18 protein-coding genes are annotated in these 22,455 nt (G+C 69.8%); 9 read left to right on the forward strand and 9 right to left on the reverse strand.

What is annotated here, in order from left to right; genetic code table 11:
* Positions 1-11: 11 nt before the first annotated feature.
* The 6 genes from FK267_RS07310 to FK267_RS07335 all read left to right on the forward strand — a co-directional run bounded on the left by FK267_RS07310 (position 12) and on the right by FK267_RS07335 (position 9,024).
* The gene (locus FK267_RS07310) at positions 12-2,420 is read left to right on the forward strand and encodes an ATP-binding cassette domain-containing protein (RefSeq protein WP_141406815.1); all 2,409 of its coding nucleotides are present in this window, start codon (positions 12-14) and stop codon (positions 2,418-2,420) included.
* 10 nt (positions 2,421-2,430) lie between these two features.
* Positions 2,431-4,278 carry an ABC transporter ATP-binding protein gene (locus FK267_RS07315; RefSeq protein ID WP_141406788.1) on the forward strand — a complete coding sequence of 616 codons (1,848 nt, stop codon included), beginning with the start codon at positions 2,431-2,433 and terminating at the stop codon, positions 4,276-4,278.
* Positions 4,279-4,280: 2 nt separating this feature from the next.
* Positions 4,281-6,020: an ABC transporter ATP-binding protein gene (locus FK267_RS07320; protein ID WP_141406789.1), complete on the forward strand. Its 1,740-nt coding sequence runs from the start codon at positions 4,281-4,283 to the stop codon at positions 6,018-6,020.
* Between the two features lie 214 nt (positions 6,021-6,234).
* A complete protein-coding gene (locus tag FK267_RS07325) occupies positions 6,235-7,188 on the forward strand; it encodes an ABC transporter ATP-binding protein (RefSeq protein WP_141406790.1) in 954 nt (317 codons plus the stop codon).
* A 117-nt stretch (positions 7,189-7,305) separates the two neighbouring features.
* Positions 7,306-8,115 carry an ABC transporter permease gene (locus FK267_RS07330; RefSeq protein ID WP_141406791.1) on the forward strand — a complete coding sequence of 270 codons (810 nt, stop codon included), beginning with the start codon at positions 7,306-7,308 and terminating at the stop codon, positions 8,113-8,115.
* A gap of 105 nt (positions 8,116-8,220) precedes the next feature.
* Complete coding sequence (locus tag FK267_RS07335; protein WP_141406792.1) at positions 8,221-9,024, forward strand: TetR/AcrR family transcriptional regulator; 804 nt, start codon at positions 8,221-8,223, stop codon at positions 9,022-9,024.
* A gap of 99 nt (positions 9,025-9,123) precedes the next feature.
* Here the strand turns inward: FK267_RS07335 and FK267_RS07340 are convergent, their stop codons facing one another.
* The 9 genes from FK267_RS07340 to FK267_RS07380 form a co-directional block, all read right to left on the reverse strand.
* Positions 9,124-9,810, reverse strand: a complete 687-nt coding sequence (locus tag FK267_RS07340; protein ID WP_141406793.1) for a sirohydrochlorin chelatase — start codon at positions 9,808-9,810, stop codon at positions 9,124-9,126.
* On the reverse strand, positions 9,807-10,850 hold the full coding sequence (locus FK267_RS07345) for a sulfite exporter TauE/SafE family protein (protein WP_141406794.1): 1,044 nt from the start codon (positions 10,848-10,850) through the stop codon (positions 9,807-9,809). Before FK267_RS07345 ends, FK267_RS07340 begins: the two co-directional genes overlap by 4 nt.
* A gap of 42 nt (positions 10,851-10,892) precedes the next feature.
* Positions 10,893-11,693 (reverse strand): uroporphyrinogen-III C-methyltransferase, encoded by an 801-nt coding sequence (gene cobA, locus FK267_RS07350; RefSeq protein WP_141406795.1) that lies wholly within the window; start codon positions 11,691-11,693, stop codon positions 10,893-10,895.
* A gap of 3 nt (positions 11,694-11,696) precedes the next feature.
* The gene (locus FK267_RS07355) at positions 11,697-13,055 is read right to left on the reverse strand and encodes a sulfate adenylyltransferase subunit 1 (RefSeq protein ID WP_141406796.1); all 1,359 of its coding nucleotides are present in this window, start codon (positions 13,053-13,055) and stop codon (positions 11,697-11,699) included.
* Entirely contained in the window at positions 13,055-14,065 is a 1,011-nt protein-coding gene (cysD, locus tag FK267_RS07360) for a sulfate adenylyltransferase subunit CysD (RefSeq protein WP_141406797.1), read from the reverse strand. Before cysD ends, FK267_RS07355 begins: the two co-directional genes overlap by 1 nt.
* The gene (locus FK267_RS07365; RefSeq protein ID WP_141406798.1) at positions 14,062-14,853 is read right to left on the reverse strand and encodes a phosphoadenylyl-sulfate reductase; all 792 of its coding nucleotides are present in this window, start codon (positions 14,851-14,853) and stop codon (positions 14,062-14,064) included. The genes cysD and FK267_RS07365 overlap by 4 nt, the downstream gene beginning before the upstream one ends.
* Positions 14,850-16,553, reverse strand: coding sequence for a nitrite/sulfite reductase (locus FK267_RS07370; protein WP_141406799.1), 1,704 nt, complete (start codon positions 16,551-16,553; stop codon positions 14,850-14,852). The genes FK267_RS07365 and FK267_RS07370 overlap by 4 nt, the downstream gene beginning before the upstream one ends.
* A 467-nt stretch (positions 16,554-17,020) precedes the next feature.
* Complete coding sequence (gene proC, locus FK267_RS07375) at positions 17,021-17,845, reverse strand: pyrroline-5-carboxylate reductase (protein ID WP_009406966.1); 825 nt, start codon at positions 17,843-17,845, stop codon at positions 17,021-17,023.
* 89 nt (positions 17,846-17,934) lie between these two features.
* Positions 17,935-19,302 carry a Na+/H+ antiporter family protein gene (locus tag FK267_RS07380; RefSeq protein WP_141406800.1) on the reverse strand — a complete coding sequence of 456 codons (1,368 nt, stop codon included), beginning with the start codon at positions 19,300-19,302 and terminating at the stop codon, positions 17,935-17,937.
* Between the two features lie 117 nt (positions 19,303-19,419).
* Between FK267_RS07380 and FK267_RS07385 the strand changes: the two genes are divergently transcribed.
* From FK267_RS07385 to FK267_RS07395, 3 genes are all read left to right on the forward strand, one after another.
* On the forward strand, positions 19,420-20,211 hold the full coding sequence (locus FK267_RS07385) for an SDR family NAD(P)-dependent oxidoreductase (protein WP_141406801.1): 792 nt from the start codon (positions 19,420-19,422) through the stop codon (positions 20,209-20,211).
* Positions 20,212-20,341: 130 nt separating this feature from the next.
* Positions 20,342-21,208 (forward strand): hypothetical protein, encoded by an 867-nt coding sequence (locus tag FK267_RS07390; RefSeq protein ID WP_141406802.1) that lies wholly within the window; start codon positions 20,342-20,344, stop codon positions 21,206-21,208.
* 157 nt (positions 21,209-21,365) lie between these two features.
* The gene (locus FK267_RS07395; RefSeq protein WP_141406803.1) at positions 21,366-22,313 is read left to right on the forward strand and encodes an aldo/keto reductase; all 948 of its coding nucleotides are present in this window, start codon (positions 21,366-21,368) and stop codon (positions 22,311-22,313) included.
* The last annotated feature ends 142 nt before the right edge of the window (positions 22,314-22,455 follow it).

The raw sequence follows: 22,455 nt of genomic DNA on the forward strand, positions 1-22,455 counted from the left end.
ATCCGGCACTGGTGAGCATCGAGGGCCTGAGTGTCCACTACCTCGGACGCGAGAGCTGGGTCCTGGATGCCGTCGACCTGACCCACCTGCGCGCTCAGGTCACCGCCGTCATCGGCCCCTCGGGCTGCGGCAAGACCACCCTCGTGCGCGCACTGTGCGGCCTCATCCCGCACTGCCTGCCCTCGGAGTACGCCGGCAGTCTGAGACTGGCCGACACCGAGGTCGCCGACGCCACCGTCCAGACCCTGGCCCAGACCGTCGCCTACGTCGGCCAGAGCCCCGACGCCGCCGTCGTCACCCGCACCGTCCACGACGATGTCGCCTTCCCGCTGCAGAACCTGTGCCTGGCCAGGTCGGAGATCACCGCGCGGGTCGAGCAGGCCCTGCGCGCGGTGGGACTCATCGAGCGCATCTGGGATGACCCCTGGACGCTTTCGGGCGGACAGCGTCAACGGCTCGCGCTCGCCGTCGCCCTGGCCATGCGCCCACAGCTCCTCGTGCTCGACGAGCCGACCAGCACCATCGATGCCACCGGCCGGGAGGAGTTCTACACCCTCATCTCCTCCCTGACGGCCACGGGCATGGCGGTCGTCGTCATCGACCACGACCTCGACCCGGTACTGCCCGTCGTCGACCAGGTCCTGGCCCTCAACGCCGACGGGCGGACCATCGCCGTCGGCTCGCCGCGGGAGGTCTTCATGAGCCACCGCCGCGAGCTGACCGACGCCGGAGTGTGGATGCCCCGAGCTCTGCGTGAGGCCGGCGACGACCTCCCCGCGGGGATGCAGGCCTCGGAGGCGGCGCTGACCTGTGCCGAGGCCGGAATCCGGGTGCCCCGGCTCGCCGACCTGTGCGCCGAGGGCGAGGTGCGCTACCTGGAGAAACAGACGCCCGGCTCCGCTGAGAGCTGGCAGCAGGTCGAGGTCATCGACACCCGCGAGGTACTCGCCGGCCGCCCCCGGCCCGAGCCCAGAACCAGTGTCGAGCTGGTCGACCTCGAAGTGCCGGGGCGATCACCTCGGGTGTCCCTGCGTCTGGGTGGCGGCGAGCTCGTGGCGCTGCTCGGCCCCAACGGCGCGGGCAAGTCCTCGATCCTGTCCGCCCTGGCCGGACTCGTGCGCTCCACAGCATCCAAGGCGGTGGTCGGTGGCCGGGACGTCGGCAAGGGCAGGCACCTGGTCGGCTACGTCTTCCAGAATCCTGAGCACCAGTTCGTGGCCACCACCGTCGGGGCGGAGCTCGCCGTCGGAGGGACCTCGCCGGAGCGGGTCGATGAGCTCCTTGAACAGTTCCACCTGACCGCCCACCGGGACCACCATCCCCTGACCCTCTCGGGCGGTCAGGCCCGCAGGCTCTCGGTGGCCACCATGGTCAGCGAGGAGCGCGACGTCGTCGTCCTCGACGAGCCCACCTACGGGCAGGACTGGGACAACACCTGTGAGCTCATGGACTTCATCGACCAGCTGCGCCACCAGGGCCGCACGGTCATCATGGCCACCCACGACCTCGAGCTCGCCCTGGAGCACTGCACCCACATCGTCGCGTTGCCCGGAGCAGCGCGAGGTGGAACGGTTCCGCTCACAGGGCAGGAGGCCGGGGTGGGTGACGACGCCGACGATCCCTCTGGGGTGCCCGCGACTGGGGTGGCCACCCCTCGAGCCGGCGACGTGGAACTCCTGCCGGTGCCGCCCCGGCCCCAGCCACGGCCAGGCCTGTTCACCTCGCTCAACCCCTTCACCCTCTTCGCCTCGGTCCTGCCGGTCATGGTGATGGTCTTCGCCCTGCGCAACCATCACCTCAACCTGGGCATCCTGCTGACCTCCTCGGTCCTCATCGTCGCCGCGCGCGCCTCCCTGAGACGCACTGTGGCCTCGGTGGTCGCCCCCTGGGTGGTCGCCGCGCTCATGACCTGGATCTTCAGCAGCGGGGTCCACCACCAGGAGACGGCCGCGCGCCTCTACGACCTGGGTGACGCGGTGACGGGAGGCACCGGTATCGGCGCGCTCATCGCACTGGTCCTCGTCTCGGGCGTCTCCACCGACCCCGAGGCCCTCATCCGCACTCTGACCACTACCTTCCACATGCCCTACCGCCTCGGGGCGGCGGGGACCGCGGCCATCGCCTTCATCACCCGCTTCCACGGCGACTTCGTCCTCCTGCGCACCGCCAGGGCGCTGCGCGGGGTCGGCGGCCGCTGGGGGATGCTCGCGCCTGTGGTCCGCTGGATCGGCTCCATCCTGCCGCTGATGATCCTGGCCATCCAGCACGCCGAGCGCGTCGCCCTGTCCATGGACTCACGCGCCTTCGGCGCCCACCGACGGCGCACCGAGATGACCGACGAGCCCTGGAGAGGACGCGACTGGGGAGTCGTCGTTCTCACCTGGGCGCTGGCCCTCATCATCTGGAAAACCCTCAGCTGAGGAGACAACCATGCCTAAGCAATCGATGCACCAGGCGAGTCACCAGGAGGCCGCAGGCGTCACCGTCGGCGAGCTCATCCGACCGGCGCGCCCGGCCATGATGGCGACCGGGCTACTGACCACCCTCGGAGCGCTGCTGTCCATCGTCCCCTTCGAGGCCATGCGCAACCTGGCGGCCATCTGGCTGGGCGAGACCTCACCGCAGGGCTGGCGCGGCAGCCCGTGGATCTGGGCGGCCATCGCCGTCGGGGCGCTCTTCGCCTCCCAGGCCCTCTACCTGGCGGGCCTGGGGATCACGCACCTGGCCGAGGCCCGGCTGCGCCACCACCTGCGTGAACGGGTCGTCGAGGCCATCAGCGGCCTGCCCCTGGGGCGGGTGGCGCAGATCCCGCACGGCACCATCCGCAAGATGGTCTGCGACGACACCACCTCCATCCACACCCTCGTCGCCCACGTCCCCGGAGACGCCACCAACGCCGTCGTCATGGCGGCGGCGGGGACGGCCTACCTGCTGTGGACCGACTGGCGCCTGGCCTGCGCGCTGGTGGGGCTGTGGGTCCTCGCGCTGGGAGCGATGCTCCTGACCCTGTCCGGCCTGTCGGGCATCACCGAGCGCTTCGGTGCCGCTCAGACCGCGCTGGCCGCCGCGACCGTCGAGATGCTCGAGGGCATCAAGGAGATCAAGGGCTTCCAGGCCACCGACGCCTCCCGCACCCGCTTCAGCCAGGCGCGCACCGAGTTCTCCGGCCTGTCGTACGAGTGGGTGAGCAGGTCTGGGAAGGCCATCAGTGCCATGACCGCGGTCCTGCGGCCCTCCACGGTCTTCGCCACGGTCGCGGTCCTGGCCGTTCTGTTCACCTCCCAGGGGTGGACGCCCCTGTCGGCCACCCTGCCGTTCTTCCTGGTGGCACTTGGACTGCCGGAGGGGCTCATGACGCTCATCGGTCTCATGCAGCACATGTACGAGTCCAGGATGGCCGCCCAGGCCACCGCCGACCTGCTCTCCCAGCCGCCGATGCCCGAGGGGACCCATGGCGACGGCGAGGGACCCGCCCCCGGGCGCGTCGACGTCGAGGACGTTACCTTCTCCTACGAGGCCGGCTCCCCGGTTCTGCACGGCGCCTCCTTCACCGCTGAGCCGGGAACCGTGACAGCGCTCGTCGGCCCCTCCGGTGGTGGCAAGTCGACCCTGGCCCGCCTCATCGCCCGCTTCTACGACGTCGACGACGGCGCCGTGCGCATTAGCGGCGTCGACGTGCGAGATGCGACTTTCCCCTGGCTGCTCTCGCGCGTGGCGATCGTGCTTCAGGATGTGGCCCTGGCCCATGAGTCTGTCCACGACAACATCGCCCTGGGACGCCCCGACGCCACCCGGGAGCAGGTTGAAGCGGCCGCCCGGGCGGCCTGCATCCACGAGCGCATCACGCGTCTGCCCCATGGCTACGACACGATCCTGGGTGAGGAAGGCGGGTTCCTCTCCGGAGGGGAGCGTCAGCGCGTCACGCTGGCGCGCGCCTACCTCCAGAACGCCCCCGTCCTTGTCCTGGACGAGGCCACCGCCCAGGCCGACCCGGCCTCTGAGCGCGACATCCACCAGGCCCTGTCCCGACTTGCGGCCGGGCGGACCGTCATCATCATCGCCCACCGCCTGTCCACGATCCGCGACGCAGACCAGATCCTCGTCGTCGACGCCGGACGCATCACCGAGCGCGGCACGCACGAGGAGCTGCTGGCCGCTGGCGGACGCTATGCCGCCATGTGGCGCAGTCAGGACCTGAGCGAGGAGACCGACGCCGCCGCACTGACCGCCCAGGTCGACCAGTTCGGAGCCGAGACCGCCGGGCAGGAGGAGAAGTAGCCATGTGGAAGCTGCTGACGCGAGTCGTCAACGCCGCCGAGATGCGCACCATCATCGCCTGGTTCGTAGCCTCCGCAGTCCTCCAGGGCCTCACCCTGGCCCTCATGATCCCCTTCCTGCGCGCCCTCTACTCCCGCTCGCAGTTCCTGACCGCCTGGCTGATCGCCGTCGTAGTCATGGCGGTGAGCGCCGCGCTCGTCGACACCATCGCCATGCACCGCTCCTACCGGGTCAGTGTCTTCGAGGTCTGCGACACCATGATCGACCGCATCGCGGAACACGTCCTGACCCTGCCCCTGGGCTGGTTCAGCGCCGAGCGGGAGGCCGCCGTCGTCAACGCCACCTCCAAGGAGGTCAACACCCTCTCCCACCTGGCCTCCATGGTGATCCCCAACCTGTGCAACGCCTTCATCGTCCCACTGGTCATGCTCGGGGCAACCGCCGTCGTCGAATGGCCCCTGGCGCTCATCATGACCGCCGCCATCGTCCCGCTGGTCCTGACCTGGCGGCTCATGGGAGCCGCGACCACCTGCGCCAACGAGATGGAGGACCGCACCTCGAGCGCCGCGGCCGGACGCCTCGTGGAGTTCGCCAGACTCCAGCCCGTGCTGCGCGCCACCGGTGCCACCAAGACGGGCTGGGCGCCGGTGCAAGCCGCCCTGGAGTCCGACTCCGCCTCCACCCTGGACGGCTTACGGGTCAAAGGCAGACCCGGGCAATACTTCAACCTCATCGTCAACATCGCCTTCGCCCTGGTCATGGCGATGGGGCTGGCACGGGTCAGTGCGCACCGGCTCGACGTCGTCGCATACCTGGCGATCATGGCCGTCACCGCGCGCACGCTCCTGCCACTGACCAAGGCCGCCATGTACGGATCCGAGGCCGACAACGCGAAGGTCGCCCTACGGGCCGTGGGGGACATCCTCGACGCGCGTCCCCTGCCCGACCCCGAGCCCGGTCAGGAGATCGAGCCCCGGGGGACCACGATCACCCTGAACGACGTCTCCTTCTCCTACGACGCCGGCCGCCCCGTCCTGGCGGGCGTCTCCCTGAGCGCACCGCAGGGGAGAGTGACCGCCCTGGTAGGGCCCTCAGGAGCGGGCAAGTCCACGATCCTGCGCCTGGCCGCCCGGTTCTGGGACGTCGACGACGGCACCATCACCATCGGCGGCGCACCGGTTCGCTCCATGCGCGCCTCGACGATCATGGGCATGACCTCCATGGTCTTCCAGGACGTCTACCTGTTCGACACCACGATCCGTGAGAACCTGCGCATCGCCCGACCCGCGGCCACCGACGCCGAGCTGGCCGACGCCGCCCGACGCGCCCGCCTGGACCGCGTCATCGACGCGCTGCCGCACGGGTGGGACACGCAGGTCGGTCCCGGCGGGCTGAGCCTGTCCGGTGGGGAGCGCCAGCGCGTCGCCATCGCCCGGGCCTTCGTCAAGGACGCCCCCATCCTGCTGCTCGACGAGATCACCTCGGCCCTGGACGGGGAGAACGAGTCCGCCATCACAGAGGTGGTGCGCGAGCTCTCCGAGGGCCGCACCGTCATCGTGGTGGCCCACCGCCTGTCCACCGTCCGCCAGGCCGACGAGGTCGTCTTCCTCGAGCCGACTCAGGCCGGCGCCCGTGTGGCCCAGCGCGGTACGCCCCAGGAGCTGGCTGCCGTCGCCGGCCCCTTCCGCGAGTTCATCGAGGCCTCCACGGCCTCCTCGCGCTGGCACATCCGTCAGGGGTGACGCGGGGCCGCTTCAGGTTAGATGACATGGTGGGCAGACGCTGTTCCATACCGCTTGGTATGGAACAGCGTTTCTGTTGTTATAAGAACCCTTAGAGCGCCATGAAACCTTCTGGTAATACTGAATGGTATGGTTGATACCAACCGGTACGGATCGATCTGGTGGTCGATCAGCTGCTCGGTTCCAGGTAGTCGAACGAAAGGAGGGGGGCTTCATGGCCGACGTACTCGCCATTGAGGACCTTCACAAGCACTTCGGAAGCGGGGCGCACACGGTGAGAGCCAACGCCGGTGTCACCATGCGGGTGGGTGCCGGCGAGGTGGTCGGGCTCCTTGGGCACAATGGCGCGGGCAAGACCACGCTGGTCAACCAGGTGGTGGGGCTCTTGCGCCCGACCTCTGGGAGCATCAGGCTCGACGGTGTCGACGCCGTCGCCAACCCCGCTCTCGCCCGCCGCCTCACCAATGTCCAGGCACAGGCCAACGTTCCCATCACGGGACTGACGCCCCTGACGGCAATCGACCTCGTGGGGCGCATGCGAGGAGGGCGTCCGCGTCAGACACGCAGACGCGCCGAGGAGCTCATCGAGGCTCTCGACCTAGGGGAGTGGGCGAGGACTCCCGCGCAGAAGATCTCTGGCGGTGTTGCCCGTCTGACTGCCTTTGCCATGTGCGCCGTCATCCCCGGGCGCCTGGTCATCCTCGATGAGCCCACCAACGACGTCGACCCGGTGCGCCGGCGCCTGCTGTGGGACCAGATCCGTCTTCTGGCCGAGGCCGGCGCGGCGGTCCTCCTGGTGACCCACAACGTACGGGAGGCCGAGCGGGCGGTCGACCGGCTCACCATCCTGGACCACGGCCACGTCATCGCCGAGGGAACCCCCGCGGCACTCGTGGCCGGCCACGGATCCTCCTTCGTCCTGGAGATCAGCCGGGTCCCCGGCCAGCGGATCGAGCCGCTCGCTGGAATGAGCCTGACGCAGCACGACGCCGTGCGAGCATCCGTGGCGGTGGACTCTGACTGTACGACCCAGGCCGTGGAGTGGGCCGCTCATGCCCTCAAGGACGGAGTGATCGAGCGCTACGAGTTGGCACCGATCTCACTGGAGGACGTCTACGTGGACCTGACTGGGAGTACCGGCGAGGAGGTGAGCCGTCATGCTGCCTGAACTGTGTGAATCCGCGAGGGGTCCGAACCGTCCCGATGATTCGCGTCGCCCCCGCGCTGGCGCGTGAGCGCGGTGCGACTCTCGTCCCCAGAGAATCAGGAAATGAAGGAGAACATGATGTCTACTCCAACCAGTACGACGGCTGATCCGGACCAGGCCAGTGGCACCGGCCTCGGGGAGGTGTCTCGGGCGACTCCGCTCCGATACCAGCTCGGCCTGCTCATCCAGTGGCAGTTCCGACGCAGCCTCCCCATGCTGCCCCTGTTCATCATCGTCCAGACGCTGCTGTCCGTCTCCATGGTCCTGGGATACGGGCTCATCGCGGGACACCCAGACCGCGAGGCGAGTCTCTACCTGGCCGGCGGCGGCCCGGCGATCGCGCTCATCTCGCTGGGACTCATCATGACGCCCCAGTGGGTCTCCCAGTCCCGCACTGAGGGCAGCCTGGACTGGATGCGCACCCTGCCCGTCCCCCGGATCGCCTTCCTCCTGGCAGACCTCGCGATCTGGACCACTCTTGCACTGCCCGGTCTGGTTGTGGGCGTCATCGTCGCTAACGCCCGCTTCGACGTCGACCTCGCCCCGCAGTGGTGGCTGGTGCCCGGTGCCGTACTGGTCGCCCTGACAGCGGCCTGCATCGGATACGCCATCGCCACGCTCCTGGCTCCGGCCCTGGCTCAGATCCTCTCCCAGGTGCTTGCCTTCAGCATCATGCTGTTCTCGCCTGTCAGTTTCCCCGCCGACAGGCTCCCCGACTGGGCCCAGGAAATCCACCACTGGCTGCCCTTCGAGCCCATGGCTCAGGTGGTGCGTGCCGGTTTGTTCCCGCACGACGCCACCATGCCCACCCGTTCCTGGGTCGTGCTGTGCGTGTGGTGCTCGGTGTCCGTTGCCGGAGCGTCATGGGCACTGGGAAGGCGGCCCTGAACCGGCCGGAATACCACATGGTCGGAGACCGGTGGAGGGAGTGACGAACGTGGAGGGGGAAGTGCCGTGAACCCCTTTCTGAGGGGCCTCCTCTACAGTGGGGGCATGACCGCCAGGAGCTCCGCCCGTGGGACGAACAGTGACAGTGATGACTCCGGGGCCTCCGCCTCTGATGACATCAGGGAGGCGACTCGCGCCCTCAATGAGGCGATCACCGCCTTCTCCCGTGCAGTGGGGGCGGCCGGTCAGGGAGCGCGCCGGAGCAGTGAGAGTGCGGTAGCGGCCTCCCTGGAGTTCGCCTCTCGGAAGCTGGCCTCTGCCTCCACTGCAGTCAGCGGCGCTGCCCCGGGTCGGGGCGGTGGACGCCGTCGGAGCGAGGAGACCAGGGCGCGGATCCTTGCTGCTGCCAGGGAGGTCTTTGCCGCCAAGGGCTACGAGGGGGCGTCGGTCAGCGACATCGCCTCGGCGGCTGGATTCACCAAGGGGGCCTTCTACTCCTCCTTCCCCTCCAAGGAGGCCCTGTTCCTGGAGGTCGTCACCTGTGGTGAGGAGAGCCCGGATGAGGCCACTCGGGAGATGGCGAGCCCCGACCAGTGGGGCGAGCAGCTCCAGGAGCTTCCTATGGAGGATGTTGTCCTGCACCTGGAGACCTGGCTCTACGCGATTCGTCATGAGGACTCTCGGGATCGGCTGGCCGGCAGCTGGCGCCGCTGGCTGAGAGAGACCTCACTCATGGTGGCCCGTTCCCATGGACGCCGTGAGCCGAACCAGCAGGATGAGGAGACGGCCTTCGGACTTCTGGCTGTGGGCATCTTCGGCCGCGTGAGTGCAGCAGCCACCACCTCGCAGGAGGTCGAACCCATCATTCAGCGCCTGTCCGAGCGACTCCTTGAGGATGGCAGTGACTGACATTCCTCCTCCGCCGAGAGCGGCATGTTTCGCGTAGAGGCACGGAAAAGGTTGCCTTCCGCTGAAAGTGTCCTTCTTGATGGAGGAAGGGTCCCGCGGTCAGGCGACCTGCTCCCGGTAGCGGAGGGCCACCAGCTCGGCGAGCGCCGGGTGGTCGCCGATGGGAGCGGCCACGACGTCGGCGCCCGTGGAATGCAGGGCCCGGTGGAAACGCCCCTCCGCCAGCAGATAGGTGGCCACGCCCACCCGCCTGGCACCCTGGGCCCGGGCCGTGCTCACCGCGTCACGGACGCTGGGGCGCGCAGCCGAGAGGTAGGCGGGCGTCACCTCGCGCCCCAGACGCGCCTCGAGCAGGCGAGTGATGGTCTCAACCTCCTCCAGTGCCACCGCCTGACGCGACCCGGCCGCGCCCAGGACGATGTGGTCGAGTCCTGCAAGCCCGCCCAGGGGCGCGGATGCCTCGTGGAGACGCTGCGCGACGGCCTCCACCAGGTGCTCCTCGACCCCCAGGTGCCCGGTGACCGTCCCCGACCCGTGTTGTTCCACTGCGGCCGGTACATCATGGACGACGTGATAGCCGCGGGCCAGGAAGAAGGGCAGCACCACCGGATCCACCAGCCCCTCCAGGGCCGTGGCCGGGTCCGGGGGCTGGAGCTCGACGTAGCCGGTACGCACCTCCACCCCCGGCAGGATCGTGCCGACGCGCTCAGCGGTACGCGACAGGACCGAGGACGGCCCGGGCCGGCGCGAGCCGTGGGCCAGCAGCACCAGGGGACGCTTGCTCATGCCGGCTCCACCACCAGAACCGCGTGCGTGTGAGGACGAGTCGGCTCGACCGGCCTCGGGGTGACGGGACCGCCGGCGGCGATTGCCTCCTCCAGGACAGCAGTCTCAGGCTCGTGGCCGCGTGGAGGATCGGCGTGGACCTCCTCAAGCACCTGCTCGGTCTCCTCTCGAATCTCTGTGGCAGCGGCGCGTGCCTTGCGGACCGCCAGGGTCAGGAAGGCCGCCCAGATCACCCCGAGCGCGCTGTACAACACGACCCCGGTTTGAGCCGAGGCCTCGGCCCAGGACAGTAGCACCCGCAGGTTCGTGGTCAGGATCAGCCCGCCGACGGCGGTGCCCAGCACCGCTCCGGGCAGGCGGGAGACCAGCCAGGCGGAGATCGGTGCGGCCACGAGCCCGCCGGCCATCAGGGTCAGCACGATCCCGAGGCTGATGCCCGCGGTGCCCAGTCCGGTGAGGAATCCGGCTGAGGCCGCCACCGTCACCAGGAACTCCGAGGCCCCCACCGAGCCGACCACGGTGCGCGGCGCTGTGCGACCACCCGTGAGCAGTGTCGTCGTCACGACCGGCCCCCAGCCGCCACCGCCGGTGGCGTCAACGAAACCGCCCACCAGTCCCAGGGGAACCAGGAGCCGCCTGCCGTGCGGTGAGCGCCGGCTGCAGGAACCCTGGGGCGGGCGCAGGGAGAAACGCCCCAGGATATAGGCCCCCAGCAGGATCAGCAGGCTCGCCGTCACCGGGGTCGCCGCGCGGGTCGACAGGTGAGACAGGACCGTGGCTCCGCCGAAGGCCCCCACCGCGCCGGGAAGCCCCAGCCGGACCACCAGGCGAGGATCGGTGTTGCCCAGCCTCCAGTGGGAGGCCCCCGAGGCCAGGGTTGTGCCGATCTCGGCCAGGTGCACGGAGGCCGAGGCCAGTGCCGGGCTCAGCCCGGCCAGAAGCAGCAGGGAGGAGGAGGTCATGCCGTACCCCATCCCGAGGGAGCCGTCGACCAGCTGGGCGGCCAGGCCGACGAGGGCGAGAAGAACAAGCTTGCGCATCAGTGACTCCGGGACATTCAGTCTGCATGCGCCGAGGAGGACTCACGCGGCGGGGCTCGCCGGCCGGGCCTCCTCGACGACTCGGTCAGCCCAGTACGGGCTCAGGGTGACGACGTCGCCGATGACGATGACCGCGGGGGCGGTCACGCCGTACCGGGCGGCGACGTCGGCCAGACATCGCAGCTCGGTGGTGGTCACGCGCTGATCGGGGTGGTAGCCGCGCTCGATGATTGCCGCCGGAGTGGTCGGATCGCTGCCGGCCTCCAGCAGGGAGGTGACCGAGTCCCGCAGCCGGGAGACCCCCATGAGCAGGATGAGGGTGTGGTCGCGGCGCTGGGGGAGCACCCCCAGATCCGCATGTGCCGTGATGACCGAGAAGCCGCGCGACAGCCCCCGGTGGGTGACGGGGATCCCCGCCGCCGCGGGCACGGCGATGGCGCTGGTGATCCCCGGGACGACCTCGACGACGACACCGGCCCGGCGGCAGGCGGCCGCCTCCTCCCCGCCGCGCCCGAGCACGTAGGGGTCGCCGCCCTTGAGACGGACCACCCCCTTGCCGCTGCGGGCCAGGTCGACCAGGAGCGCGTCGATCTCCTCCTGGCTCATGACGTGCCGGCCGCGACGCTTGGAGGCGTCGATGATCTCGGTGCCGGGGTCAAGGTCCTCCAGGAGGTCGCGGGGGGCCAGCGCGTCGACGACGACCACGTCCGCCCGGCCCAACAGCTCCAGGCCGCGGGCGGTGATGAGACCGCTGCTGCCCGGGCCGCCGCCCACCAGCGCCACCCAGCCATCCGTGGAACCCGCGGAGCCGTCGGGTCCATGGGGAGAGACGTCGTGGGTCATGTCTCAGCCCCTGCCTGAGGCGGCGGCCGCAGCCGGTTCTGCGCGCCCTGCGCCTGCGAGCTGCACCATGCCCGCCCCGAGTGTGCCGCCCTCGTGTGCGTCGATGAGGAGAAAGGCGCCGTCGGACCGGGAGACCGAGTAGTCGGCCAAGGGCACCGGCGAGGCCAGACGCAGCCGAACCAGGCCGATGTCGTTGAGCTCCAGGCGGTCAGCGGGCACCGTGGTCAGGTCATCCAGGTCGAGGCGTCCCTCAATGGCGCGTACGATCGCCTGGACCGTCTGGGCGCCGTGCTTGAGCAGCACTCGCGCCCGGGGGCGCAGGGGCTCCTCGCTCAGCCAGGACACGCGGGCGTCGACCTCGGTGAGCACCTGGGGCGCGTCCCCCGCCGCGGCCAGGGTGTCACCGCGGGCGACGTCGATATCGTCGGTCAGGCGAACCGTCACCGACTGGCCCTCGACGGCCTCCTCCAGGCTGCGCTCGCCCAGGTCGATGCCGGCCACGCGCGAGTGCCTGCCCGAGGGCAGCACCACCACGGGGTCGCCGACGCGTACCGTGCCCGAGGCGATCCGCCCGGCGTAGCCCCGGTAGTCGCGCAGCTCAGGCGCCGGCGCCGCCCCCTGGGGGCGGATGACCAGCTGGACCGGCATGCGGAAGGCGCCCTCCTCACGGGCGGTGGGCAGGGACTCCAGCAGCCCCAACAGGGTCGGCCCCTCGTAGAAGGGCGTGCTGGCCGAGGCCTCGACGATGTTGTCCCCCAGGAGCGCGGAGGTCGGTAGGACATGGATCTCGGCCACGCCCAGTTCGGCTGCCACGGCGCGGATATCGGCCTCGATGGCCGCGTAGACCTCGGCGGAAAAGTCCACTAGGTCGATCTTGTTGACCGCGACGATGACGTGCGGGACCCGCAGGAGGGCGGCGACCGCCAGGTGGCGGCGCGTCTGCTCCAGGACCCCGTTGCGGGCGTCCACCAGCAGCACGACGACGTCGGCCGTGGAGCAGCCGGTGACCGTGTTGCGGGTGTACTGCACGTGCCCGGGGCAGTCGGCCAGGATGAAGGAGCGCTGCGGGGTGGCGAAGTAGCGGTAGGCGACGTCGATCGTGATGCCCTGCTCCCGCTCGGCCCGCAGACCGTCGGTCAGCAGGGCGAGGTCGGCGCTGGTCAGGCCCCGATCCAGGCTGACCTGCTCGACGGCGGCCAGCTGGTCGCGCAGTACGGACTTGGAGTCGAAAAGCAGGCGGCCCACGAGCGTGGACTTGCCGTCGTCGACGCTGCCGGCCGTGGCCAGCCGCAGCAGTGAGCCGGTGGCGGCGGCGCGTGCCTCGGCCTCGGCGGGGATGTCGGTGAGGGTGGGGGTGCTCATCAGAAGTAGCCCTCCTTCTTGCGGTCCTCCATGGCCGCCTCGCTCAGGCGGTCATCGGCGCGGGTGGCTCCCCGCTCGGTCAGGGTGGAGGCGGCGACCTCCAGAACGATGTCGTGGTTGGTGGCAGCCTCGGACTCGACGGCGCCGGTGCAGGACATGTCGCCCACAGTGCGGTAGCGCACGGTGCGGGTGACCACCTGCTCGCCGTCGCGTAGCCGGTTGACGCCGCCGGCCGCCAGCCACATCCCGTCACGCAGGAAGACCTCACGCTCATGGGCGTAGTAGAGGCCGGGCAGGGCGATGTCCTCACGCTCGATGTAGCGCCACACGTCCAGCTCGGTCCAGTTGCTCAAGGGGAAGACCCGCACGTGCTCACCGGGGCGGTGGCGGGGGTTGAGCAGGTTCCACAGCTCGGGGCGCTGGTTGCGCGGGTCCCACTGGCCGAACTCGTCGCGCAGGGAGACGATGCGCTCCTTGGCCCGGGCCTTCTCCTCGTCGCGGCGCCCGCCGCCGAAGACGCCGTCGAAGCCGCCCTCCTCGATGGCGTCGAGAAGCGGGATGGTCTGGAGCGGGTTGCGGGTGCCGTCGGTGCGCTCGCGCAGACGGCCGTCGTCGATGTAGTCCTGGACGCGAGCCACCACCAGCCGCAGACCGAGCTCCTCGACCGTCCGGTCACGGTAGGCCAGCAACTCGGGGAAGTTGTGACCGGTGTCCACGTGCAGGACGGGGAAGGGGATTGGAGCGGGCCAGAAGGCCTTGCGCGCCAGGTGCAGCATGACCACGGAGTCCTTGCCCCCGGAGAACAGCAGCACGGGGCGGCGGCACTCGGCGGCGATCTCCCGGATGACGAGGATAGCCTCGGCCTCCAGGACGTCAAGGATGTCCAGGGCCTCAGCGGTGGCGGGGGCCCTGGAGAGGTCGGCCAGGCCGGCCGGTTCGAGCTCCGGCGTCTGATGGGGGGCGGAGGAGGGGGCTGGGGCCGGACGGGTGTGGGTCAGGGTGATGCTCATAGGTGGATTCCGCATTCTGTCTTGGTGAATCCGGCCCAGCGGCCGGAACGGGGGTCGTCTCCGGGCTTGACTCGCGCCGTGCACGGGGCGCAGCCGATCGAGGGGTAGCCGTCGTACAGGAGGGGGTTGATGAGCACGCCGTGCTGGTCGGCGTAGCCGGTCAGCTCCTCCATGCTCCAGGCAGCCAGGGGATTGATCTTGACGATCTCGTGGGTGGCGTCCCATCCGATCAACGGTGTGTGGGTGCGGGTGGGGGCGTCCTCGCGGCGCACCCCGGTGGCCCAGGCCTCGTAGCCGCTCAGGGCCCTCGCCAGCGGCTCGACCTTGCGCAGACGGCAGCAGGCGGCCGGGTCCCGCGACCACAGATCCGGCCCGTAGCGCTCGTCCTGCTCGGCCAGGCTCAGCTCAGGAGTCACGTCGACGACGGTGACGTCCATGGTGGCGGCCACGGCGTCGCGGGTACCCACGGTCTCGGTGAAGTGGTAACCGGTGTCCAGGAAGAGGACGTCGACGCCGGGCAGGACCCGGGAGACCACGTGCGGCAGGACGGCGTCGGCCATGGAGCAGGCCACGGCCAGCGTGTCGGGGAAGTTCTGCGCCGCCCACTGGGCGACGTCGAGGGCCGGGGCATCGTCACCGAGCTCGCGCGCACCGGCCTCGGCCAGAGCGCGCAGCTCCTCGGTGGACCGCAGCGGGGCCGAGCCGGCTCCCCGTGACCTCGAGGCGGCGGGAGCACGGTGCGCCACGTTCAGGGATGCCTGGGTGCGGTCAGTGGTTGTGGCGCTCATTGCAGGGCCTCCTCATCGGCTCGGTGCGCCCACTGGGCGAAGCTCTCCTCAGGGAGGCGCTGGTCCAGGTAGCGGCGCACCAGGCGCTCCACGTAGTCGACCAGGCCGGAGGCGGGAACCTTCAGCCCCCTCACCGTGCGGCCCAGGCCGGCCTCGGCGCGCCCATCGGCGGCCAGGCCACCGCCCAGGTGCACCTGGAAGCCGGGCATCTGCTCGCCGTCGACCGTGATGATCTGGCCCTTGAGGCCGATGTCCGCGATCTGGATGCGGGCGCAGGAGTTCGGGCAGCCGTTGACGGTCAGGGTGATGCGCCGCTCCAGGTCGGTGTCGGCCAGGCGAGCGTCGAGCTCGGCCGAGACACGCGCCGCCAGCTTCTTGGTCTCCACGATCGCGAACTTGCAGAACTCCAGCCCGGTGCAGGCCAGGGTCGATCGGGTGAAGGCACCCGGATCGGGATCGAGCCCCAGCTCGCGCAGACCGGCGACGGCGTCGTCGACCTTCTCGGCGGGCACGTCCAGGAGCAGCAGGTTCTGCAGCGGGGTGGTGCGCACGCGGTTGGAGCCGACCCGCTCGGCCAGGTCGGCCAGGCCCAGCAGGACGTCCCCGCTCAACCGGCCGACGGGCGGCTTGGCCCCCACCCAGAAGCGGCCGTCCTTCTGCTCGTGGACGCCGATGTGGTCGGAGTCCCCGCTCGGCTCCTCGGGGGCCGGCCCGTCGGGCAGGGCGCGCCCCAGGTAGTCGTCCTGGAGGACCTGACGGAACTTCTCCGGCCCCCACTCGGCCATGAGGAACTTCAGCCGGGCCTTGTTGCGCAGGCGACGGTAGCCGTAGTCGCGGAAGATGCGGATAACGCCGTACCAGACGTCGAGGGCGTCCTCAGGGGTGACGAAGGCCCCCAGCCGCTGGCCCAGACGCGGGGCGGTCGACAGGGCCCCGGCCACCCACAGGTCATAGCCGGGACCGAGCTCGGGGTGGTTGACGCCCACGAAGGAGACATCGTTGATCTCGTGGAGGATGTCGAGGCTGGGGGAGCCGGTGATGGCGGTCTTGAACTTGCGGGGCAGGTTGGCCAGCTCGGGGTCACCCAGGTAGGTGTCCTTGATGGCACGGGCCAGCGGGGTCGGATCGATGACCTCGTCCTTGGCGATGCCGGCCACCGGGGAGACCAGGAACCCCCGAGGCGTGTCCCCGCAGCCCTCGACCGTGGTCAGCCCCACCGACTCCAGTCGCTGCCACAGCTCGGGCACGTTGTCGATCTCCACCCAGTGCAGCTGGATGTTCTGGCGGTCAGTGATGTCGGCGGTGCCGCGGGCGAAGTCGTTGGAGACCGAGCCGAGCACCCGCAGCTGCTCGCGGCTCAGGCTCCCACCGTCCAGACGCACCCGCTGCAGGAAGTAGCGGTCGGAGAGCTCGGAGGCCTCCAGCTGAGCGGTGCGGCCGCCATCGATCCCCTGCTTGCGCTGGGTGTACAGACCCCACCAGCGGAAACGGCCGTTGAGGTCATCGGGCGCGATGCTCTCGTAGCCGCCGGGACCGTAGATGTTCACGATCCGGTCGCGCACCGCCAGCGGGTCCCCGTCCTGCTTGAAGGCCTCGTTGTCATTGAGCGGCTTGCGCCCGTCGAGGGCCCACTGGCCGTTGGAACGGGCCTTGCGCGGTGGGCGCAGGGTGCGGGCGGGTGGCGTGACGGTGGTGGTCATTGCTCCTCCATGACGGTGGCGTGTCATTGGCGTATGAGGAGCGTCCGGGGGGGCGGCCTGGTGTGCTGCTGCGTGGAGAGCCTGCAGGGCCGTTCGGTTGGCGTCAGCCGTCTCAACGGGGCCTTCCGGACGCTTCATTGCGCCGGATACCTCGTTGCGGGGGAAGTCCCCGTGGTGTCAGGCGCTGGTCAGGCCCGACAACACATGACCGCATGGGCACGCAGAAGATCAGCGGGATAGGTACCGCTGAAGAACGCTGCGTGAGAGAAGGTCATGGCCGAAACAGTAACCATGCATTTACCTGGCGACAAGCAGGAATGATCTGTGCTTCGAGTCACGGCAGGGGCGTTGGGGGTGCACTTTAACCCGTCAGGACGCGGAATAAGATCGCGCTGCCGCACAGGGCACCGGTGGCGGTCTGCGGCAGCGGATAGGCGAGATATGGGACCTTGGGCCTGGGACTGCGATCAGGCGCCCAGCTCGCGGTCCCTCTCGGTGATGGCCTCGAAGGCGCGCACGACGGCGTCGGAGAAACCGGCCCGCTCCAGGGCCACCATGCCCGCCACTGTTGTCCCTCCGGGGGAGCAGACCGCGTCAATGAGGTCGGCCGGGGTGCGGCCGTGGCCTCCCTCGGCGGTGCGCTGAGCCTCGGTCTGCACGGTGCGGGCGGTCCCCAGCACCGCCTGCGCGACGATCTGGACGGCCTGGGCCTTGGGGATACCTCCCATGACGCCGGCGCGAGCCAGGGCGTCGATGAAGGCGCACACCAGGGCGGGGGAGGAGCCCGCCAGACCGATGAAGGAGGAGAAGTCCTTCTCCTCCAGGACCACGGTGCGACCGATGGTCTCCATGAGGGTGCGTACCGTCTCCAGGTCCTCGGCACTCGCACTGCTGCCAGGGGCCAGTGCCGTCATCGACTCGCCCACGGAGGCAGCCATGTTCGGCATGGTGCGCACCACCCGGGTACCGCTCGGCAGCATCGACTCCAAACGCTCCAAGGGCACACCGGCCGCGATGGAGACCACCAGGGGGCGGCTGGCGGCGATGGCCTCCGACAGCCGGGGCAGGACATCGGGGATGACGTAGGGCTTGAGGCCCACGATGAGGACGTCGCTGCGTGAAACCAGCTCGGCGGCGTCGGGCACATGGACGGCCCCGACCTGCCCAGCCAGGCGCTCGGCGGAGCCGTGCTTGCTGGTCAGGAGCAGGTGCCCGGCCGGTGTTCCCGCGGCCACGGCCCCTCGCACAATGGCGCTGACCATGTTGCCGGCGCCGATGAACCCGATACGCATGAAGGCCTCCTGCTCGTGAGCGACATGAGGCCATCACCGTACCGCGGCGGCGCGCTGGGCAGTGCGACTTCCGGGGCGCCGGTCGGCCTTCAGAGCACCAGTGCGGCGATCCACCCGGCGATGAGCAGGGGGATGTTGAAGTGCAGGAAGGTCGGGATGACCGAGTCGCGCATGTGGTCGTGCTGCCCGTCGGCGTTGAGCCCGGCCGTGGGCCCCAGCGTGGAGTCCGACGCCGGTGAGCCGGCGTCCCCCAGGGCCCCGGCGGTCCCGATGAGGGAGACCGTGGCGACCGGCGAGAAGCCCAGAGAGACGCACAGCGGCACGTAGATCGCCGAGATGATCGGCAGGGTGGAGAAGGACGAGCCGATGCCCATGGTCACGATGAGGCCCACGAGCAGCATGACGAAGGCGGCGGCGGGCTTGGAGCCCGCGAACAAGGAGGTCGCCGACTTCACCAGCGGCTCGATCTGCCTGGTCTCCTTCAAAACGGCGGCGAAGCCCTGCGCCGTGATCATGATGAGCCCGATGAGGGCCATCATCCGCATGCCGCCGGTGAAGACGTCGTCGGCCTCAGCGATGGTGACGACCCGGGTGGCCATGAATAGCAGCAGACCGATCAGGGCCCCGACCAGGAGCGGGTCGGCCTTGGACCCCGTCCAGGTCAGGATGGTCTGGACCACGAAGCAGGCGAGAACAGCGATCAGTGCCACGACAACCTTGACAGGCTTGACCTCGACCGGGCCGGAGACCTCATCGCCCGAGCCGGCGTTGCCGCCGGTGTCGATCCGGTAGACGCGGGGCTTGCGGTAGGTGACGAACACGGCGATGAGCAGCCCCGCGAGCATGCCCAGCGCCGGGATCCCCATGGCCTGGGTGGCCGGGATGTTGGAGACGTCCAGGCCCGCCTCCTCGATGTTGGCGTAGAGGATGTCATGGAGGAAGACCCGCCCGAAGCCCAGGGGCAGGAACATGTAGGTGGTCACCAGACCGAAGGTGATGGCGCAGGCCACGGCGCGACGGTCCAGCTGCAGACGGCTCATGACGAGGAGCAGCGGAGGGACCACCAGTGGAATGAAGGCGATGTGAACCGGGATGAGGTTCTGACTCATGACAGCCATGGCCGTGAGTCCGCCCAGCACCAGCATGGTGGTGGTGCGCACGGCCCTGCGGGAGGCGGACTCGTCCTTGTTCTCAATGCGGCCGATGAGCCAGTTCGCCAGCAGCTGGGGAAGACCAGAGTGCGCCACCGCCATGGCGAAGGCCCCCAGCAGCGCGTAGGACAGGGCGATCTTGGCCCCGGCGGCCAGCCCGTCCTGGAAGGCGACCATGGTGCGGCTGATGCCCAGGCCGGCGCTCAGCCCGCCCGCGAGCGCGCCGACGAACAGGGACAGGACCACATGGACGCGCAGCATCGCCAGGATGAGCATGACCAGGACGGCGAGGATGATGGCGTTCATAGGGGGCCTTCCGATGTGGGGCCGAGTGTGCTGGGCTTCGCGAGCGGGTCTGGGTGAACCCGTGCGAATCGAGGCCGATTGTGCCAGGCGAGCGTGACAGGGACGTATCGTGGACCAATGAACGAGAACCCGAAGAACGTCACCGTCGACTCCGCCGTCTCCGCCCCGGCCCGCCGTGCCCTCGTCACAGGTGCCTCCACCGGTATCGGTGCCGCCACCGTCCGCCTCCTGCGCTCCCATGGGTGGGAGGTCGTCGCCACCGCGCGGCGGGTGGAGCGCCTTGAGGCGCTGGCGGCCGAGACCGGCTGCACGTGGGTGGCCGCCGACCTCCAGGAGCCCGGCGACGTCGAGCGCCTGGCCGGTGAGGTGCTGGCCGGCGGAGCTGTCGACGCCGTCGTCAACAATGCCGGTGGCGCGCTGGGGGTCGACCCGGTCGCCGAGGGCAGCGCCCAGGAGTGGGCCACCATGTACGAGCGCAACGCGCTCGCGGCCCTGCGCGTGAGCCAGGCCTTCCTGCCCGGGCTTCGGGAGCGGGGCGGGGACCTGGTCTTCCTCACCTCCACGGCGGCCCACGACACCTACCCCGGTGGGGGCGGATACGTGGCGGCCAAGCACGCCGAGCGGATCATCGCCAACACGCTGCGCCTGGAGCTGGTGGGGGAGCCGGTGCGCGTCATTGAGATCGCCCCCGGCATGGTGGCCACCGAGGAGTTCTCCCTCAACCGTCTCCACGGGGACGCCGAGGCCGCCGCGAAGGTCTATGCCGGTGTCGCCGAACCGCTCAGCGCCGACGACGTCGCCGCCTGCATCGTCTGGACGCTGGAGCTGCCCGCTCACGTCAACATCGACTCCATGGTGGTGCGGCCGCGGGCCCAGGCCTCCAACACCCTGGTGGCCAGGGATCAGTAGGGATCAGTAGGGGAGCGGCGTCGCGTCGCACATAGGTGGTCCACAGGCTCGACCTGCCCCGGGCACAGCGCGGGTTCTTAACGTCTCTTCCAGCCCCGGCCGGGCCGGGAAACAGACTGAAAGGACACCCATGACCAAGCACGTCTCCTCCGGTGGCGACGCCACTTCCTCCCCGCGCGACGCGGCCACGGAGAGCCTCCCCACCAGGGACGCCGCCGATGCCGCCGACGCCGCAGCGCAGCACCTGCCGCAGGGCGCGGCGGGCGACCCTGGCCGTGACGGCACCAAGGACGTCAAGGACCTTAAGGACACTGCGGGAACCACTGACTCAGGCTCGGTGAGGACCGAGGCTCTCTCCAAGGACGTCACGCCGGACTCCGCCAAGGGCTCTGGGGCGACTCACTCGGCTGCTGGCAGCAGCACTGCCGACACCCGGCTGGGCGGGGCGTGGGCGTCCCCGGATGCTCAGAACGCCGCGACCATCGGTGTCGTGCCCTCCGCATCCGCCGCGGCCAAGAAGGCCCGGACCAAGGCTCGCGGGCCCTGGTACCGCCGTCGTGCCGTCGTGGGCGCTGCCGGGGTGGCGCTGCTGGCGGGCTCCTTCGGGGCTGGGTGGGGGACCAACGAGCTGCTCAGCTCCCACTCCCAGCACGGTCAGGCCCAGCAGCAGGGAGGCGGCAACGGTCAGGGCATGCCCGGAGGGGGCCAGGGCGGCCCTGGTGGGGGAGGTCCCGGCGGTCAGGGCGGGCCCGGTGGGCAGATGCCCGGCGGTGGCCCTGGTGGACAGGGCGGTCAGAACGGCCAAGGCGGTCCAGGAGGAGGCTCCGGCGGGGCCGGCCGGACCACTCCCAACGGGGACTCCTCCAGTGGATCCGGCTCGGGCTCGAGCGGCGACCAGCAGTCAGGCTCGGGCTCGAGTGATGGCAACCAGAAGGGTGGCTCAGGCTCCTCGGGCGTCCTCCAGCAGCAGGACGCCTCCCCGAGCACGCAGGGCTGAGAACGCCGGTACTGCGCCGCCCACAGAACAACATTTTCTTCACAGACGACGCGTATTCGTGTCGTCTGTGAAGTTCTTGTCGGTGTGTGCAGATTCGGTTATGGTCGCTGGCGTGCTTCGCACCGCTCACCCTGATGACACGGAGGAGAGGAAGCCGATGACTGACGCACATCCCCGCATGGCGCTGGGCACCATGCACTTCGGAACCCGCCTGTCCGCCACCCAGTCCCGTGAGATCCTCGACGCCTACTTGGATCTGGGTGGCCAGTGGATCGACACCGCGAACTGCTACGCCTTCTGGGGAGCCGAGTCCGGCCTCGGGGGCCAGAGCGAGACCGTCATCGGCCAGTGGCTCGCTGATCGCGGCGTGCGCGACCAGGTGAGGATCAGCACCAAGGCCGGCGCGGAGCCGACCCGCCCCCACGGCTTTCCGGGCGCCGTGGAAGGTCTCGGCAGGGAGACCGTCAACCAGGCCATCCGGGACAGTCTGCAGCGCCTGCAGACGGAGCACGTCGACATGTACTGGGCCCATATGGAGGACCGGGAGCAGTCGGTCGCGGATGTCGCTGAGAGCTTCGGCGCCCTGGTTGACCAAGGGCTGACCGCACGGATCGGGCTGTCCAACCACCCGGCCTGGTACGCCGCCGCAGCCAACGTGCACGCTCAGCAGCGGGGCTCGGCCGGCTTCAGCGCCCTGCAGCTGCGGGAGTCGTACCTCCACCCGAGGCCGGATACCCCGGTAGAGGGCGAGGACCACCCCCACGGGATGATGACCAGCGAGAGCAAGGACCTCGCCGAGCGCTGCGGGCTGGACCTATGGGCCTACACGCCGCTGCTGACCGGCGCCTACGAGCACCCAGAACGCCCGCTGCCCGAGGCCTACAGGCACCCGGGGACTGACAAGCGGCTGACAGCGCTGCGCACGTGGTCGGAGCGTCTTGCCATGAAGCCGAGCCAGGTCGTCTTGGCCCTTCTCAACGCCCAGCAGCCGATGATCACCCCGATCGTGGGCGTCAGCAGTGTCGCCCAGCTCACTGACGCCATCGAGGCCACGCGCTTCAGCCTCCCTCAGGAGGCCGTCGAGGAGCTCAACGCAGCCGGCTAGAGGTACGGCTAGACCGAGCGGCTCCGAGCCGTCGACCAGCAGGACCACTGCCCACAGACCAACATTTTCTTCACAGGCGACGCGTATTCGTGTCGCCTGTGAAGTTCTTGTCGGTGTGTGCAGATTCGGTCGCTGGCGCTGG

Origin of the sequence: Actinomyces oris (assembly GCF_006546825.1) — a bacterium.
In the GTDB taxonomy this organism is placed as follows: Bacteria; Actinomycetota; Actinomycetes; order Actinomycetales; family Actinomycetaceae; genus Actinomyces; species Actinomyces oris.

Bases quoted from the DNA above. Each gene is read 5' to 3' on its own strand.
- FK267_RS07315 (WP_141406788.1), top strand. From the start codon at position 2,431: ATGCCTAAGCAATCGATGCACCAGGCGAGTCACCAGGAGGCCGCAGGC.
- FK267_RS07320 (WP_141406789.1), top strand. From the start codon at position 4,281: ATGTGGAAGCTGCTGACGCGAGTCGTCAACGCCGCCGAGATGCGCACC.
- FK267_RS07325 (WP_141406790.1), top strand. From the start codon at position 6,235: ATGGCCGACGTACTCGCCATTGAGGACCTTCACAAGCACTTCGGAAGC.
- FK267_RS07330 (WP_141406791.1), top strand. From the start codon at position 7,306: ATGTCTACTCCAACCAGTACGACGGCTGATCCGGACCAGGCCAGTGGC.
- FK267_RS07335 (WP_141406792.1), top strand. From the start codon at position 8,221: ATGACCGCCAGGAGCTCCGCCCGTGGGACGAACAGTGACAGTGATGAC.
- FK267_RS07340 (WP_141406793.1), bottom strand. From the start codon at position 9,810: ATGAGCAAGCGTCCCCTGGTGCTGCTGGCCCACGGCTCGCGCCGGCCC.
- FK267_RS07345 (WP_141406794.1), bottom strand. From the start codon at position 10,850: ATGCGCAAGCTTGTTCTTCTCGCCCTCGTCGGCCTGGCCGCCCAGCTG.
- cobA (WP_141406795.1), bottom strand. From the start codon at position 11,693: ATGACCCACGACGTCTCTCCCCATGGACCCGACGGCTCCGCGGGTTCC.
- FK267_RS07355 (WP_141406796.1), bottom strand. From the start codon at position 13,055: ATGAGCACCCCCACCCTCACCGACATCCCCGCCGAGGCCGAGGCACGC.
- cysD (WP_141406797.1), bottom strand. From the start codon at position 14,065: ATGAGCATCACCCTGACCCACACCCGTCCGGCCCCAGCCCCCTCCTCC.
- FK267_RS07365 (WP_141406798.1), bottom strand. From the start codon at position 14,853: ATGAGCGCCACAACCACTGACCGCACCCAGGCATCCCTGAACGTGGCG.
- FK267_RS07370 (WP_141406799.1), bottom strand. From the start codon at position 16,553: ATGACCACCACCGTCACGCCACCCGCCCGCACCCTGCGCCCACCGCGC.
- proC (WP_009406966.1), bottom strand. From the start codon at position 17,845: ATGCGTATCGGGTTCATCGGCGCCGGCAACATGGTCAGCGCCATTGTG.
- FK267_RS07380 (WP_141406800.1), bottom strand. From the start codon at position 19,302: ATGAACGCCATCATCCTCGCCGTCCTGGTCATGCTCATCCTGGCGATG.
- FK267_RS07385 (WP_141406801.1), top strand. From the start codon at position 19,420: ATGAACGAGAACCCGAAGAACGTCACCGTCGACTCCGCCGTCTCCGCC.
- FK267_RS07390 (WP_141406802.1), top strand. From the start codon at position 20,342: ATGACCAAGCACGTCTCCTCCGGTGGCGACGCCACTTCCTCCCCGCGC.
- FK267_RS07395 (WP_141406803.1), top strand. From the start codon at position 21,366: ATGACTGACGCACATCCCCGCATGGCGCTGGGCACCATGCACTTCGGA.